This window comes from Rhodanobacter thiooxydans (genome assembly GCF_021545845.1).
Lineage (GTDB): Bacteria > Pseudomonadota > Gammaproteobacteria > Xanthomonadales > Rhodanobacteraceae > Rhodanobacter.
The window spans coordinates 2401387-2415368 of sequence record NZ_CP088923.1 but is presented as its reverse complement, the minus strand read 5'-3'; the positions used below and the strand labels follow the sequence as shown (position 1 = coordinate 2415368).

Sequence of the window (13982 nt, the reverse complement as noted above, 5' to 3'; positions counted from 1 at the left end):
GGGTGTATTCCTTGCGAAATAGCGGTGGCTAACGCGCGATTACTTCACAGTGTCCGTGCTGGCGACGATGCCGAACTCGGCCGGGAATTTCGCCCAGAACAAGGGGGCACCGTCTTGCTGGACGATCTTGAGCATGGTGGTGGTTTCCGCATCGCCCAGGATGAATTCCACCAGCACGGTATTGTCGCCGGCAAGCTCGAAGAAATGCTGTTCGTGCATCACACCGTGGCGTCCATAACCGGCAATGGCCTTGAAGGCGGAACCGCCATGAATACCTTGCTTCTTGGCCTGCTCAAGCAACCATTCGTACATTCGTACAGGAGCATGCCCCGGTGCTTCTGGTTCTCGTGCATGTAGAAACGAAGCGAGCAGCCGTTCATAGAACCTCCGCGGAATTCGTTTTAACGGGTTCGAGGGTTGCATCCATCGCGACTGGTCGGGACTGACGCAGCCACGCGCCTGCACCGTCGGAGCAGGAGCGGTATCTAGCGAAACTTCGGGATTCAATATTCATCGTCGTCACCCGTGGCGATACATAGCGGGTTTGACGGAGGAGGGACGCAACCTACCTCCGGAAACCGGACAGGTAGGCATCATCAGCCTTGCGGCGGTTCCAGGAGAATGCCATCTCCAGCTCAGACGTTAGCCGTACACGGCAGGGGAAAGCAAGCTCGCAGACCGATGAGACCGCCGCCCCATCCTTGAATGACGTGGTGTATCGTGAAAGCGCATGGGCGATGGAGTTCGCCTACGATCGCCTCTAGGGCTGATGACTCCTGCAGTGACTCGAAATCTCCGGATCAGGAGTCGAGTGATGATCTGCATCCCGTGTCTAGGCTGGGTTTTTCCCGCCACGCGCGTTGGTTGGTGCGGTCCGGCTTTGCGTCGCCGTGGTAGGCGACCACGACAGTCTATTTCTGCCCGCACTGCTTTGCCGAAATCGAGCAGGCGCTACCGATCTGCCCGCGCTGCGGTGTCGACATCGCGCAGTGGTGTTGCCGTCCATACGATACGCGCCTGGTGCACGCTTTGGGGCATCCGCTGGCCGATGTGCGGATGATGGCCATCGAGGCGCTCGGACGCCGCGGTGATCCGGCGGCGGCCCTGCCATTGGCGCGATGCGCGCTTGCGCACCCCGTGGATGTGACGCAGGGCCTGGCGATTGTCAGGGCAGTGGCCAAGTTGCGGCGCGACGAATCATGGAACGACGCCGTTCGATTGCTCCACGACCATCCGGTGCGGGCTGTTGCGCGCACGGCTAGGGAACTTCATACCCCGAAGCATGCCGCCACGACCCTTGTGCCAGGTTCCCCGGATCGGGAGGCCGAGGTGCAAGCATCCATCGATGATCTTGCAAATCGCGTGGACGCGACCGAGCGCATCATGGCGCTGGGTGAGCACGCGATTGCACCGCTGCGTCGCTATCTGCGTGAAGGCGCGCAGGTAATCCCACACGGGCGTCTGTTTGCCATCTCCATGCTCGCACGTCTGCGGTCGCCGATGGCTCGTGAGGGCTTGAGGGACGTCTTGCACGACATCCCATGGCGGCGGCTTCCGTCGAGTCGGCGCGAGGCTGAGTATCAGGTCAAGGATGTCGCCATTCGCCACCTGATCACGCGTGACTACCCTGAACGATGCGTCGACGCTATCTACGCGGCCAACGTGGAGCGCCTGCCATCGGCCGTGGCTGCGGCCGGCCGACTTGGACTTTCGTCGCTGGCTCCTGTACTCGTCGACATGCTGAGAGACGATGTGCTGGAGCGAGCCGCGGCCGATTCCCTCGAAAGCCTTGAAGAATATGGCCGGGCCGCCTTGCTGCAGGCATTGCCGGCGCTGTTCGAAGAGGCTGGGTCGCGAGTACACAGTCGGCTTGCCGCCATACGCGCCTTGCTTGTTCTGCGGCGAATGCACGCACGTTTGCCGCCTTGGGTGCTACGCCGTGCGCTTGCAGACGGCCATCCGGCGATTCGTGCAGCCGCTGCACTTTTCGACGACACGCAGGACAACATACGTCGGGCCGAACTGATCCGCGGTGCACTGAGTGACTGCGTAGCTCTGGCGGTCCTGTGCCGTGAACGGCTCGCCCATCGCGACTCCGGATTTGCCGATGCCGCGCGAGAGGCGCTTCATCGCAACGCCGAACCGGACATCTATGGAAACTTGCATCCCTTGCCAAGGGATGCCATCCGCTGGTTGACCATGGCAGAGGTTGGAGCAGGGTCCGTATGAGTCGGTCAGGGTGGAGCTTCGTCGTGCGATAAAACGGATCAGGACTCCGCTTCGATCGCGCTGCGATGTTCGTCCCGAGCTGCCCGCCAGACCTCGCGGGCGGCGTCGGCATTCATCGCCATGATGCCAAGACCGACGATCAGATCGGGCCACGCCGACGGAGAAAAAACCGTCACGAGGCCGGCGGCGATGATGGCGATGTTGGCCAAGACGTCGTTGCGCGCCGAGAGAAAAGCCGCCCGTGTCAGGCTTCCTCGATGGGCTCGGTAACGTGCAAGCATCAACGCGCAGGAGAGGTTGATAACGAGCGCGCCCAGCGCCGTGATCGACAGCGGTATCGGTGCCGGTGGAAGCGGCGCGTGGAATTTGTTCCATGCCGCCCAGAGCGTGGCGAGCGCAGGGATGAGCAGGATGGCCGCCAGCCCCATGCCGACGCGTGCGCGGGCTTTGAGCGACCACGCAAAGGCGGTCCAGATCAGCAGGTTGACCGATGCGTCCTCCAGGAAATCCACACTGTCGGCAAACAGCGAGACGGACCCAATGCGAAGGGCCACGACAAATTCAATGCCAAAGTAGCCGAGGTTGAGCAACGCCACGAGGAGCACCGTGCGTCGCAGGAGAGCATGGTCGCTGGCCTCGTCAAACGGTTGGCTCATGGCGCTGCCCGGACTTCACATCCAAAAAATGCAAGGACGCGGATACCTTGCTTGAGCAGCCCATGAATACCGGTCGCTGTGGAGCATTCGATGGATAGCTCGGTCCACGAGTCCGGCCATTACTTCCGGGTCTTCTGCGTCAATACGCTGCCGGCGAGCGACTTCGTGGTCGCGCTCGTGCGGCCATCGTTGAGCACTTTGGCGGCGGTCTTCGCGGTCGACGGCGAGGACTGTTTGCCCGTGTGGGCCTGGGCCAGCGCGCTGCCCGCCAACGACTTGGCAACCCTGCTGGCCCCGGGGTCGCGCAAGACCGTCGAAGCGGCTTTTGTCACCGTAGGGCCGGTCTTTTCGTTCTTTGCCATGCGTCTTCTCCTGGTGGAATGAGGACCTGATCGCTAAAACAACCTGTGCTACGTACGTCCGGCAGTCGTGCTGGGTACTTCATCCGTTCGACTAGGCCACTTTCTTGACGGCCTGCTGCAACTCCATCACGTCCAGAGTGAAGTCGAGCGGGACCTGGATCGGCACGGTGGGGCAACGCTTGTCGTTGTAGACGTCCACGTCCGTCGCCAGTTGCACGCAGTCGCCAACGATTTGCAGGCGGCGCTGGGCGAACGATTTGACGAAGTGGGTGTGGGGCGCGTTTGGATCGTCAAGATCCGCCCATAGCGATAGCGTCTGGGTGCCCCGTTTCTGAGTCGCGGCATGTTTGGCGCGATAGCGGCGCCCGAGGCGATCGACTCGGTATTCCTCGCGAAAGACTTGGGCGATGTCAGTGGCGATCGCGTCGATGACGGTCTTGACGCTGGGCTTGTGAAGGCCGTTGCGAAAAGCCCATTCGGCGACCGCGTGCGGATCGAGCAACGCATCGGATCCGACCTCGGCCTTGTAGCGCTCGACGTACTCTTTGACGGCATTCGTATAACCAGACATGTTCCGCTCCTCTAAACCGTGTGAACCATACCCCAGCCATCGGTCAGCGCCGACGACGTCACCGCTTGCCGCACCTTGACCTGAAACTTGCGAAACAGGTCGTAGCGTCCGAGTCGCCGCTGCAATTGGCCGACCACCAGGCCGGGGTGCACGTCGAGGCGCTGCGCAAATAGCACGACGCGTTCTGCGGCGAAAAATGGCGCCACGCGGGCCACAAATCCGGTCATCTCGTCCTGCGCCACGCAAAATTCAGCAGCTTCGGTGTTCGCCACCACTTCCTCGTCATTGATCTGGTCGGCCGCGGTCCCTTCCATGTCTTGGTCCAGGATGTATCCGCGTTCCCGACCATGGCGGCGCAGCACGTGCTCCAGCTCATGGCGCAGCACGAACCAGAAGTTGTCGATGCGATCCAGGCGCAACGACAGCGCCACCACGGGCTGCACGTCGGTGAGCCAGAAGCAGGCGCCGTCGATCTTGGAGCCCGGAATGGGCTCCACAATCACAAAGCGTACGCCGCACTCGGCGAGCACCCGAGCGACATGCCGAGTTTCTTCGGGGGCGGACAAGAGCGCCGACAGACGCGGCAGGGCCTGCCGCAAGCCGGCTTCGGTGTAGGGGGCGATCACGAGCTCCGACGCAATGCGGCGAGCCCGGCACAGCCAGGCCAGCTGCAACATGCTGGGCAGATCGTGGACCTCGGTTTTCTTGGCGGCGTGGCAGAACGGAATCTCATCCTCCAGGCTGTTCACGTCGAAGAACGTGAGAAACTGCTGTTCAAGCACCTCGATGCTCTTGGTGGCCTCGATCCAGCCGCGCTTGATCATCTCGCGTACCGGAAACCGCTCGTAGAGCTTGGCGCGCCGAGCAATCAGGCCGTCGGTAGAGCGGACCTTGGACAGCTGATACTGGCTTTCCAGATTCATCCACAACTCCGGGCCGGTGCCCAGCGAGTCGCCCAACTGGATGGCCGTTTCCGGAGTAATCGCCTTCTTGCCGGCGATCAGCTCATTGATCAGCCGCACCGGACGGCCGATGATCTCGGCCAGCTCGGTCTGCGACCAACCGCGAGCTTCCAGTTCTTCGCGGAGAAACTCACCCGGCGGGAAGATTTCAGCAACAGTGTTCATGGGGTCATCCTCGGGAAAGGTTAGTGATAATCGATGATGGAAATGATCACGACCGTTCTACCGTCCTCGTCTTGCCGCACGCGCAAGAGCAGCCGCCATTGATCGTTCAATCGCATCGAACATTGACCGTCCCGGTCTCCTTTCAGTTTTTCGTAATGCAGGGACTTCATGGCATAAAAGGCGCGCTCGTCGACCGACGCACGGATGAGTTGCATCCGTTTTCGGAACGCCTTGACGATGGCGGCCTCGTAGCCGGCCGTAAATCCCGGGTCCGCCTCAAGCCTCTTGAGCGAGGCGTCTTCGAAATCCACATCCATGATGTTGAGCCTAGCGCCCCTTCATTTTTGTGTCAATGACCTTACCACACTAAGTGTAATAGCAGTCATTTCATGTCACCGCAGTATGTGACGAGCAGGCAAGGCCGCGATCCAGAAAAGTAGTGCCGTAGGCCGATGAACCGTCACTGGGGCGCCTGAATTGTGCAGCAGGCTGCTGCACAATTGCCCGAGAATGAACTACTAGGCAACTGAAATGTTCCTACAAACGGTAACTTAGAAGCCGAATTGCCGATTTTTGGATGAATTCCTGCCGACTCTCCACCTGTCGTCGAACCGGCATTGACCTCATTTTTTTGCCAGCAGATCGGTGGCACGGCTGCTGAGCAGCGCCCCCGCCTGAAAATACCCCATCACTGTGCCCACACTGCGGTGCTCGGTCATCGCCATCACCTCACCCAGCGGCACGCCCTGACGGCCGGCTTCCGTCACAAAGCCTGAGCGCAGGCTGTGCGCCGCCCAATCGCCCGGCAGCTCTGCGAGCGTCGCGCGCCGCTGGACAATACGGGCCACCTGATCCGGCGTGAGCGCGGCGCCGGCGCGACCGTTGCGGTATACCCGGCGGAAGAGAGCGCCCTCGGTGAGCTGCACGGCCTCGATCCAGGCCTCTAGGGCGAGCACCACCTCGCCGCGCAGGGGCTTCTCCCGACGCCCGCCGGTGGCATTGGTTTTGGTATGACCCAAGGCGTAGGTCCACGTGGTGGGACCCAGCCGGCGAATGTCATCGATCTGGATCCCCACCACTTCGGAGCGGCGCCGACCACCGCCGCTCCAGGCCAGCAGGAGTAGGGCGCGATCCCGCAGGCCGCGGACGCCATCCGTACAGGTGGCCAACATCGCTTGCAGCGGTTCAGCCACCAACGCGGTCTTCTTGCGCACCGTCACGCCGCGCTTGGCTTGGGCGCGGCGCGCCTTGGCCATCAAGGTTTTGATCCGATGATCGTCGCCGGGCGGTTCCCAGTCGTGCAGGCGATGCCACTTGGCCAGCACCGCGAGCCGGTGCGCCACCGTGGCATACGCCAGCGCTCCGAGCTTCGCTTTGGCCCCGAGCGCCACGAGCCGCGCATCGAGGGCCGCCGGCAGTTCGTGCTGCAGTCCGTGGGCCGCTTTGCGTTCGAGGTGGTCGACGATGAACTGGCTGGCCACGGCGACCGACACCGGCGTGTCGCCCAATACCTGGCCGTAACGCAACGCATACCAAGCCGCCCAGTAGCGCAGGGCGCTGGCGTAGCTGCGCGCGGTGTTGGCCGGCGTGCCATCAGCGACGAATTCCTGGGCCGCGCGGGCGCCGGCGGCGTCCAACAGCGCCGGATCCAGGACCGGTACGCTAGCGAGCGGTCGCAGCTCATGTAGTATATTCATTACGTTGGCCGTAGTAAAATTGCGCTATCAGGCAGATAAGGTACGATAACCGTTCCCTTATCGTACCTTAATTATGGAGGGCAGGGTATGGCGATCGGGGTTCCGGAAACTGAGGTTATTGCCGCGGCCGATCGGGTCTTGGCCCGTGGCGAACGCCCCACCGTCGAGCGCGTGCGGTCCGAATTGGGGCGCGGTAGTCCGGCCCGCGTCGGCCAGTTGTTGGAAACCTGGTGGGAAGCGTTGGCGCAACGGATGGCAGGCGAAGCACGTTTACCCGAGTTACCGCCCGAGGTCGCCGCCGCGTTCCGGGCGGTGTGGGTGAGCGCCAGCGAGCACGCTACCGCTGGCGCTCAGGCCGCACTTGCTCAAGAGCAGAATGCCCTCCTGGCCGCCCAAACGTCCCTCACGCAAGAACGCAAGATCTGGGAAATTGCGATCGCGGAAGCGCAGGTACTGGCGCAGAGCGCGGGCCAGGCCCGTGAGGTCGCCGAAACGCGACTGACGGACGTCCAACGTCTCGTCGAGCAGCAGACCACCCAATTAAATGAGTTAAACCGGCAACGCGACGGGCTGCAACAGCGCGCCGATCAACTCGCCGAAGCGTTGGAGACGCACAAAAGCACGGTGAATGCTGAGCGTGAAGCCCAATCGCAGCATCTGCGGGCCGTCGAAGATCGGGCGCACGCGGAAATCGATCGGGCGCGGGAAGAAACCAAGACGCTCCAAGCAACGCTGCGGCAGAAGGAACGGGAAACCTCGGCTATCGCCTCCCGGTTGGAAACAGCCATGGCTTCGGCGCGTGCCGCAGACCACTTGGCCACCGAACATGGGGCCCGCGCTAGCACCCTAGAACAGCAACTGGCACGGATGGACGGTCTCCCCGCAGCATTGCTCGCGGCTCAGCAGGCGCTGCAGGCGGCGACCCTGCGTGAAGCGGCGCTACACACTAAATTGGAGAGCCTCAAGTTGAAGCCGTCGCGCACTAGAAAGAAGTCACCTGATCCGTCTGGATCCCGGTAGCCGATGGTCATCCAGCAGGAATTAGCACGCTTTCGCTCCTCTTGCTAATTTTAGCAAGGTTCAGCTAATTCTTTAAAAACAATCGCTTGTGGAAGTGAGCGCTCCAAGCAAAGCCGGCAATATTGAACATTGAAAAACGCACTTTACATTTTTGGGGGTTGGGCAAAATTAGCCTTAGAGCCAAGAGCACGACGCAAAGCCACCGATCAGCGGTGTACTTCGTGGACCTGATCGTGCGCCAGGGGATGACGCTGGAGGCGGCCCTACAGCAGGCCCAGCAGGATGCCCAGGCCCGCACGGCACTGGGATGGGATCAGGTGGCACTGGATCGTGCGGCCGCGGCAGGACTCGCCCATGGGGCTTTCGAGGATTCGGAAGAGGAAACACCGGCGGTGATCGAGGAGTTCTACGCCGCGCAGGGTTCAGAGACGCCCGCAACGGGCGTGGCCGCACGTCAGGCGGCGGCGAACCATGCAGAGGCTGCACCCCGCGCACCGGGCCATCGACTGAGCCTCACGGACAAGCTGCACGCCAAGGCCGAAGCGCTGGAAGCGCCTGCGTCCGCGGTGACGTGAGGAGTAACAATGCGTAGCGGCTGCGCACCACCCACCGTGGCTGCCTTGGGCAGTCACGGTGGGTGGTGCGTCGCTTTTTTTTGCGGGGAATCGCGAACAGCCTTACGATTCAGGCTTGCCGTGCCAGGAGCTTTGCTTGTGCCAAAACGATCGACAGCCGACCGCAACCGCCGCCGCGGCATCGAGGCGCGTGCCATCGCGTTGCTGGAACGCTACGACTGCCCGACGCCCTACCACACCGTCTGCACGCAGTTTCTTGGCGCTATGAGCGCAGTCGCTCCGGTGCAGCCCTTGAACGTGCTGGCCACGATCTGGGACGGCGCGTTGCCAGCGCTCCCATCCATCGACGCAGTCAATGAGTTGCTGGAGGCACTGATCAACGGGCTTTGGAATGAGCTCACCGTGCACCAGGACGAGACGCAACCGTATCGGCTGCTGTCCATGCCGCCCCGGGCAACGCGCCAGAGCCTGGGCAGCTTGGTCGAGACACGCGCGGAAGAGATCCATGGATTTTTGACGGGGCTCTTTGGTGATCAGGAGAACCTTGAGGTACCTGGACCGATGGCCGATTCACTTGACACTCTGATGGAACTGGGCGAGATCTTTTCCGGGATGCAGGCGTTGCTAGAAGATCCTGAGAAGCCCGCCAGCACCGACGACCTGGAAGGCCTGAAAGCGCACATAGCCGAGCTGACCAAGATCGCCGAGCAAGAGATCCACGCCGTCGTCATCGGGGGCCGCTTTCTTCGCGAGCAAGAGGGTGCGATGGGGGAGAAGACAGAAATCACAGAGCACTGACCAAGGCTTCGATGTCGCAACCCGTCGCGGGACGTGGATTCCCCGACGATCCATTCTCGTCTCCATACGACACCGCTTTGCCCCCTATTGGTAATTTCCCTAGGAGCCTGTCGGACTTTGATGAGACATGTGCCTCGTACGTCGATTCTGTTGCAACACGAAGACCCGAACTCTATTTGAGGCGACCCACGCCAGCCATTTTGATCAATTTTTGACCAAAATTTGGCGGTTTTCTGAAAGTCCGACAGGCTCCTAGGCTCGCATCGACCCGTCGCATCTGTTGAGACGTCTCCGTTGTTTAATAGCCCAACTCCAGGAAGGTCGGCCATGAAACCCAAAATATTCATCAGCTCACTGATCTCCAGCATGGTCCCCTTTCGCGCCGCCGCCAAAGAGGCCATCGAGCAATTGGAGTGCGAGGCCATCATGGCTGAGGACTTCGGTGCAAAGCCAACTTCTCCCCAGATCGCGTGTTTGCAAGGGGTTCGCCAGGCGGCAGCCGTGGTGCTCTTGATGGGGGAGCGTTATGGGGAGACCCAGTCCTCCGGTCTCTCCGCGACCCATGAGGAGTATCGTGACGCCCGAGAGAAGCGCCCAGTCTTTGGCTTCGTGCAGAAAGTGGCCCAGCGCGAACCGGAGCAGAGCGCATTCATCGATGAAGCGGGCAAGTGGGCCTCTGGGCTCTTCTGGCAAGAATTCTCAACGCCTGAAGACCTGCGCCGTTTGGTCACCAAACAGCTGCATGCCTGGATGGTGGCCAATGCAACGGGTCCCGTCGATGAGCAAGCCATGCTGCGGGACGCTCTGGCTTCGCTCCCTGAGGAACAGACGGGTTATTCCCAGTTCGGCCGGCGCCTGGTGATCTCCCTTGCACCGGGCCCAAAGCAAGCGATTCTTCGCCCCAGTGAAATCGATAGCGGCCAGTTGGCTGATGAGATCACCCAAGCGGCGTTGTTCGGCCCCACCAAGTTGTTTTCGACTGAGAAATCCAACATCGTGAAGGTTCAAGGTCACGCCTTGGTCCTGACGCATGACGAAGGCCAAGGCGAAGTGCGACTTGCGCCAGAAGGCACAATCAACATCAGCTTGCCACTGAACCTTGCCGGCCATGGCATGGTGGTGATTGAAGAAGATGTCATCGTCACACTTTCTAAAGCACTGCGCTACGCTACGTGGCTCTTGGACAAGGTTGATCCTACTCAGCGCCTGACCCATTGTGCGCTGGCCGCCAAGATCACAGGTGGGGACGGTGGAACGTGGCGGACGCAGAAAGAGCAGGAGGCGAGTCCTAGTACATTGACACTAAAATAACGAAACATGCTTACACTTCGCACTACTGCCCACTCAGAGCAGAGATTGGAAGAGAGGTGTCGTCATGCGTCAAACAGAGTTGCAGCTGACCGAAGAAGATCGCTTGGCCGTCGACAAGATTTGCAGCAAGGGTGTGCACTCGACGCGCGAGGTGAACCGGGCCCATGTGCTGTCGTGTCTGGATCGTGGCTTGCCGGAAGCGCAGATCATGGCGGTACTGGGGATCGGTCGCACGGCCGTATGGCGCACCCGTGCGGCGTATCTGCAAGGGGGCGTCGACCTGGCGGTGTTCGATGTGGCTCGTGCAGGTCGTCCGCGTCAATACGACACCGATGCGGAGGCGCGCGTGACGGCGCTGGCCTGTTCTGCGCCACCGGCGGGTAGGCAGCGCTGGACGATCGTTGAGCTCGAACGCGCCGCCCGCCAAGAGCCGGGGTTGAGTGGCGTGAGCCGGGAAACCGTGCGTCGCATGCTAAAAAAAACGACCTCAAACCCTGGCGCAAGATGATGTGGTGCATCGGGGTGCTGAGCGAAGAGTACCGGCAACGCATGTATGCCTTGCTTGAGCTGTATGCGCGGCCACTGTCGCGCGCCGAGCCGGTCATTTGCCTCGATGAAAAAAGCCTGCAGTTGCTCGGCCACAGTCGCGCGACGCTGCCCATGGCCGCAGGCGTTCCCGCCAAGCACGACTACGAATACACGCGCCACGGGACAGCCAACCTGTTCGTGGCGGTCGAGCCCAAGGCCGGGCACCGGATCGTCTCGGTCACTGAGCATCGTGGCAAGGTGGACTTCGTGACCTTCGTGGGTGAATTGCTCACCCAAACCTACGCCAAGGCGCGGCGTTTGCACTTGGTGCTGGACAACCTGAACACGCACTTCCGCAAGTGCTTTGATGATGTGCTCGGCACGCGCGCCGCCAAAAAGCTCCTGCGCCGCGTCGAATTCCACTACACGCCAAAACACGCCAGTTGGCTGAACATGGCGGAGATCGAAATTGGCATCCTCACGCGCCAGTGCTTGAACCGGCGCATCGAAAATCGGTCACTCCTGCGCCGCGAAGTCGCCGCTTGGCAACACGGCCGAAACACCCACAAGCGCACCATTGCATGGAAGTTCACCCGGCAAGATGCCGATCAAAAACTCGGTCGGCATTATGTTTCATAACTTGCAGGTTGATGTACTAGCTCGTTTCAGATGTTCATGGGTAAGCCGGAAGCTGTACATCTGCGCCCCGCCCATCGGCCCCGCCCCGCACTGACCCAGCAGGCTGAACAGTTGGTGGAAGATCTGGTGGCCCTACTGCGCAGGGAATGGAAGAAGGGACGGTTCTGAAATAAGTTCACCACTTTCGGATGCGGGCAACGCTGCACGTCGGGGTTTCGAAAGGTTACGAGAGAGCCTACGTCCTCTTCCGTGGCCCCTCGAAAAACACCTTCCGCAACTACTCGACATGCTGGTGGCGCCGGGTCGCGCCCAAGTCTCCGAAGGACGGTACAGCCGCGTCCGAAGCCCGTTTCTGGCGGCGCGCGAACTGCATCAACGATCAACCTGTCGCAGGAAAGCGACGACGTTTCCGGGTGACCATCCAAGCTGGTTCAAGTGAAGCTTGGTCCAAAGATTGAAAACCTGGGCCTCCTGATCGGTTGGAGCGCGACCGCCTCCACCACTCCCGCACTCAGGCGTCGACAAGCGCATGTCGAGCTCGCTGGTCTTGATGGTCACGGTCACACACACTCGCAGGTTATCCCGTCGACGACGCTCAATTTGCTGTGTGATCCAGTCGGGGCTGGCGTCCTGCAGAGAGCGCTTGTCACCCGCAATCGACACGAAGATCATGGGTCTTTCTCCAGTTTCGGAACCTCAATGATGCTTCATCCCTGTCTCATTTCACGAGACGGCGATTCTCTGCATTCGTGAGGCCGGGACGTTACGTGTCCCGACTATCAACTCATGGTCGAGGGACGTGACTCTACATTTGATGTGCAACCGGCACACGTCCGGCGGCACCATCCACGGCTGAGAGTTCACTTCGCCCCGACGCCCTCGGTTCCGAGTTACAGGAGAGTTTGGAGTTCCCCTGCCCTACCCTCGATAACCGGCCCTAATCGCATTGTTCCGCGGACAAAACTTATCGCAAATTGTGCGTCGCTCGCGGCAGCGTCTTAAGCGGTGAGACTTTGGGGTGTAAGCAGATTTTTGCAGCATTTGGAAATGATCCATCTTGTGATCCAAGTACAATGAAATGAGCTGCGCGGATCGCCTTTGGTTGCCAAACTGTCTACCAGAAATAGTTGACGGACTGACTCAGGGCGTGATTCAGCCGATCGCGCAAGCACAATATCGTGACATGGTCGGCACGGGCGTGAGTGGAATTCCGCGCAGGTTCGTGGCCATGGACAGATGCCTTCCAGACATGCGTCGCTTGGAACGTGAAAACCTGTAAGGAACGAGCTGAAGTCCACCTAGTTCATGTCAATCACACGATAGCGATAGGATCGATCAGGACACCCGAACCGCATGCACCAGGCTTTCTCGACAAACGGCACGGTGCTCATCGGTGCTGCCGTAGCGAAGCTCGAAGGCAAGCAGGCGACGCACGTGATGGCTGACATCCAGCTCGTCGGTCATGCCCATGCCACCATGCAGTTGCACCGCCTGCTGCGACACGTAGCGTGCTGCTTCCCCGATCAACACCTTGGCGCCGGAAAGTGCCTTGCGACGTGTGGCCGGGTCGGTATCCTGACTGTGGCTAATCGCCAGATAGACCATCGAGCGGGCCTGTTCAACCTGCGCCAGCATGTCGGCCATGCGATGCTGCAGAGCCTGGAAACTGCCGATCGGCACGCCGAACTGCACACGCGAGCGCGAATATTCGATGGTGGCGTTGAGCGTGCGCTCTAAGCTGCCCAGTGTCTCGGCACAGAAGATCGCCAGGCCGTAGTCGAGCACCGATTGCAATAGCGCCGCGTCACCGTCTAGGCGATCGGCGGATGGTACGCGCACCTGATCGAACACGATGTCGGCCGCGACTTGGCCGTCCACTGTGCGAAAGGTCTCCAGCCGCACGCCCGCGGCATCTGCTGGCAGTGCGAAGACGTGGACATGGCCATCGTCGTCACGCGCGGACACCAGCAGCACGTTTGCGGCCGGAGCGTGGTAGACGGCCGACTTGCGTCCCTCCAGCTGCCAGTCGTCACCGTTGCGAGTGGTCCGTGTGCTGATCGCCGCAACCTCGATGCAAGCATCAGCTTCATCGTGCGCCAGCACGGCGATGCACGAACCATCGGCTAGCCCGGGCAGCCAGCGTTTGCGTTGCGCACCCGCCCCGAGCTGGACGATGGCTCGCGTGGCCAACACGGCGCTGGACAGCAGCGGTTCGAGCAACAGGCTTTCGCCGGCCGCCTGTGCCACCAGCATGACGCCGACGGGGCCGGCACCGATGCCGCCATCCTGCTCCGGAATATCCATCGCCAGCAGGCCTAGTTCGGCCAGTGCCTGCCAGATGTCACGCGACCAGCCCGCTTGTGACGCCAAGATGCCGTTACGCTTGTCGAAGCCGTATTCGCGGGCGAGATAGCGGCGGGTGGTGTCCTGCAGCATCTGTTGTTCTTCGGTAAATGCGAAATCCATGTG

The 13982-nt window shown here is 61.1% G+C and carries 16 protein-coding genes and 2 riboswitches; of the genes, 8 read left to right on the top strand and 8 right to left on the bottom strand.

Going from position 1 to position 13982, the window contains the following annotated elements; genetic code table 11:
- Window positions 1–39: 39 nt before the first annotated feature.
- Window positions 40–507: a DUF190 domain-containing protein gene (locus LRK53_RS10820; RefSeq protein WP_235605945.1), complete on the bottom strand. Its 468-nt coding sequence runs from the start codon at window positions 505–507 to the stop codon at window positions 40–42.
- 73 nt (window positions 508–580) lie between these two features.
- Window positions 581–641, bottom strand: a riboswitch (Fluoride riboswitch).
- Between the two features lie 83 nt (window positions 642–724).
- Window positions 725–786, top strand: a riboswitch (Fluoride riboswitch).
- Between the two features lie 270 nt (window positions 787–1056).
- Here LRK53_RS10820 and LRK53_RS10815 point away from each other — a divergent pair.
- Complete coding sequence (locus LRK53_RS10815) at window positions 1057–2229, top strand: hypothetical protein (RefSeq protein ID WP_196802000.1); 1173 nt, start codon at window positions 1057–1059, stop codon at window positions 2227–2229.
- Window positions 2230–2267: 38 nt separating this feature from the next.
- Here the strand turns inward: LRK53_RS10815 and LRK53_RS10810 are convergent, their stop codons facing one another.
- Window positions 2268–2885, bottom strand: a complete 618-nt coding sequence (locus tag LRK53_RS10810; RefSeq protein WP_051257489.1) for a cation efflux transmembrane domain-containing protein — start codon at window positions 2883–2885, stop codon at window positions 2268–2270.
- Between the two features lie 90 nt (window positions 2886–2975).
- On the opposite strand from LRK53_RS10810, the gene LRK53_RS10805 reads away from it, so the two are divergent.
- Window positions 2976–3269, top strand: a complete 294-nt coding sequence (locus LRK53_RS10805; RefSeq protein WP_027489493.1) for a hypothetical protein — start codon at window positions 2976–2978, stop codon at window positions 3267–3269.
- Window positions 3270–3338: 69 nt separating this feature from the next.
- On the opposite strand, the gene LRK53_RS10800 is transcribed toward LRK53_RS10805, so the two are convergent.
- From LRK53_RS10800 to LRK53_RS10785, 4 genes are all read right to left on the bottom strand, one after another.
- The gene (locus LRK53_RS10800) at window positions 3339–3818 is read right to left on the bottom strand and encodes a hypothetical protein (protein ID WP_027489494.1); all 480 of its coding nucleotides are present in this window, start codon (window positions 3816–3818) and stop codon (window positions 3339–3341) included.
- An 11-nt stretch (window positions 3819–3829) separates the two neighbouring features.
- The gene (locus LRK53_RS10795; protein ID WP_027489495.1) at window positions 3830–4945 is read right to left on the bottom strand and encodes a HigA family addiction module antitoxin; all 1116 of its coding nucleotides are present in this window, start codon (window positions 4943–4945) and stop codon (window positions 3830–3832) included.
- A gap of 20 nt (window positions 4946–4965) precedes the next feature.
- Window positions 4966–5262, bottom strand: a complete 297-nt coding sequence (locus LRK53_RS10790; RefSeq protein ID WP_027489496.1) for a type II toxin-antitoxin system RelE/ParE family toxin — start codon at window positions 5260–5262, stop codon at window positions 4966–4968.
- A 306-nt stretch (window positions 5263–5568) separates the two neighbouring features.
- Entirely contained in the window at window positions 5569–6582 is a 1014-nt protein-coding gene (locus LRK53_RS10785) for a tyrosine-type recombinase/integrase (protein WP_231378296.1), read from the bottom strand.
- A 147-nt stretch (window positions 6583–6729) separates the two neighbouring features.
- Between LRK53_RS10785 and LRK53_RS10780 the strand changes: the two genes are divergently transcribed.
- The 6 genes from LRK53_RS10780 to LRK53_RS10755 all read left to right on the top strand — a co-directional run bounded on the left by LRK53_RS10780 (window position 6730) and on the right by LRK53_RS10755 (window position 11513).
- On the top strand, window positions 6730–7662 hold the full coding sequence (locus tag LRK53_RS10780; RefSeq protein WP_027491689.1) for a DNA-binding protein: 933 nt from the start codon (window positions 6730–6732) through the stop codon (window positions 7660–7662).
- 221 nt (window positions 7663–7883) lie between these two features.
- A complete protein-coding gene (locus tag LRK53_RS10775; protein ID WP_235642064.1) occupies window positions 7884–8237 on the top strand; it encodes a hypothetical protein in 354 nt (117 codons plus the stop codon).
- A gap of 138 nt (window positions 8238–8375) precedes the next feature.
- Window positions 8376–9035 (top strand): hypothetical protein, encoded by a 660-nt coding sequence (locus LRK53_RS10770; RefSeq protein ID WP_185754702.1) that lies wholly within the window; start codon window positions 8376–8378, stop codon window positions 9033–9035.
- A 327-nt stretch (window positions 9036–9362) separates the two neighbouring features.
- A complete protein-coding gene (locus LRK53_RS10765) occupies window positions 9363–10346 on the top strand; it encodes a DUF4062 domain-containing protein (RefSeq protein WP_051257640.1) in 984 nt (327 codons plus the stop codon).
- A 64-nt stretch (window positions 10347–10410) separates the two neighbouring features.
- On the top strand, window positions 10411–10854 hold the full coding sequence (locus LRK53_RS10760) for a helix-turn-helix domain-containing protein (protein ID WP_235642063.1): 444 nt from the start codon (window positions 10411–10413) through the stop codon (window positions 10852–10854).
- A 14-nt stretch (window positions 10855–10868) separates the two neighbouring features.
- Window positions 10869–11513, top strand: coding sequence for an IS630 family transposase (locus tag LRK53_RS10755; protein ID WP_235642062.1), 645 nt, complete (start codon window positions 10869–10871; stop codon window positions 11511–11513).
- A gap of 372 nt (window positions 11514–11885) precedes the next feature.
- Here the strand turns inward: LRK53_RS10755 and LRK53_RS10750 are convergent, their stop codons facing one another.
- Window positions 11886–12185: a hypothetical protein gene (locus LRK53_RS10750; RefSeq protein WP_027493744.1), complete on the bottom strand. Its 300-nt coding sequence runs from the start codon at window positions 12183–12185 to the stop codon at window positions 11886–11888.
- 663 nt (window positions 12186–12848) lie between these two features.
- The gene (locus tag LRK53_RS10745) at window positions 12849–13979 is read right to left on the bottom strand and encodes an acyl-CoA dehydrogenase family protein (RefSeq protein ID WP_027493743.1); all 1131 of its coding nucleotides are present in this window, start codon (window positions 13977–13979) and stop codon (window positions 12849–12851) included.
- Window positions 13980–13982: the final 3 nt, after the last annotated feature.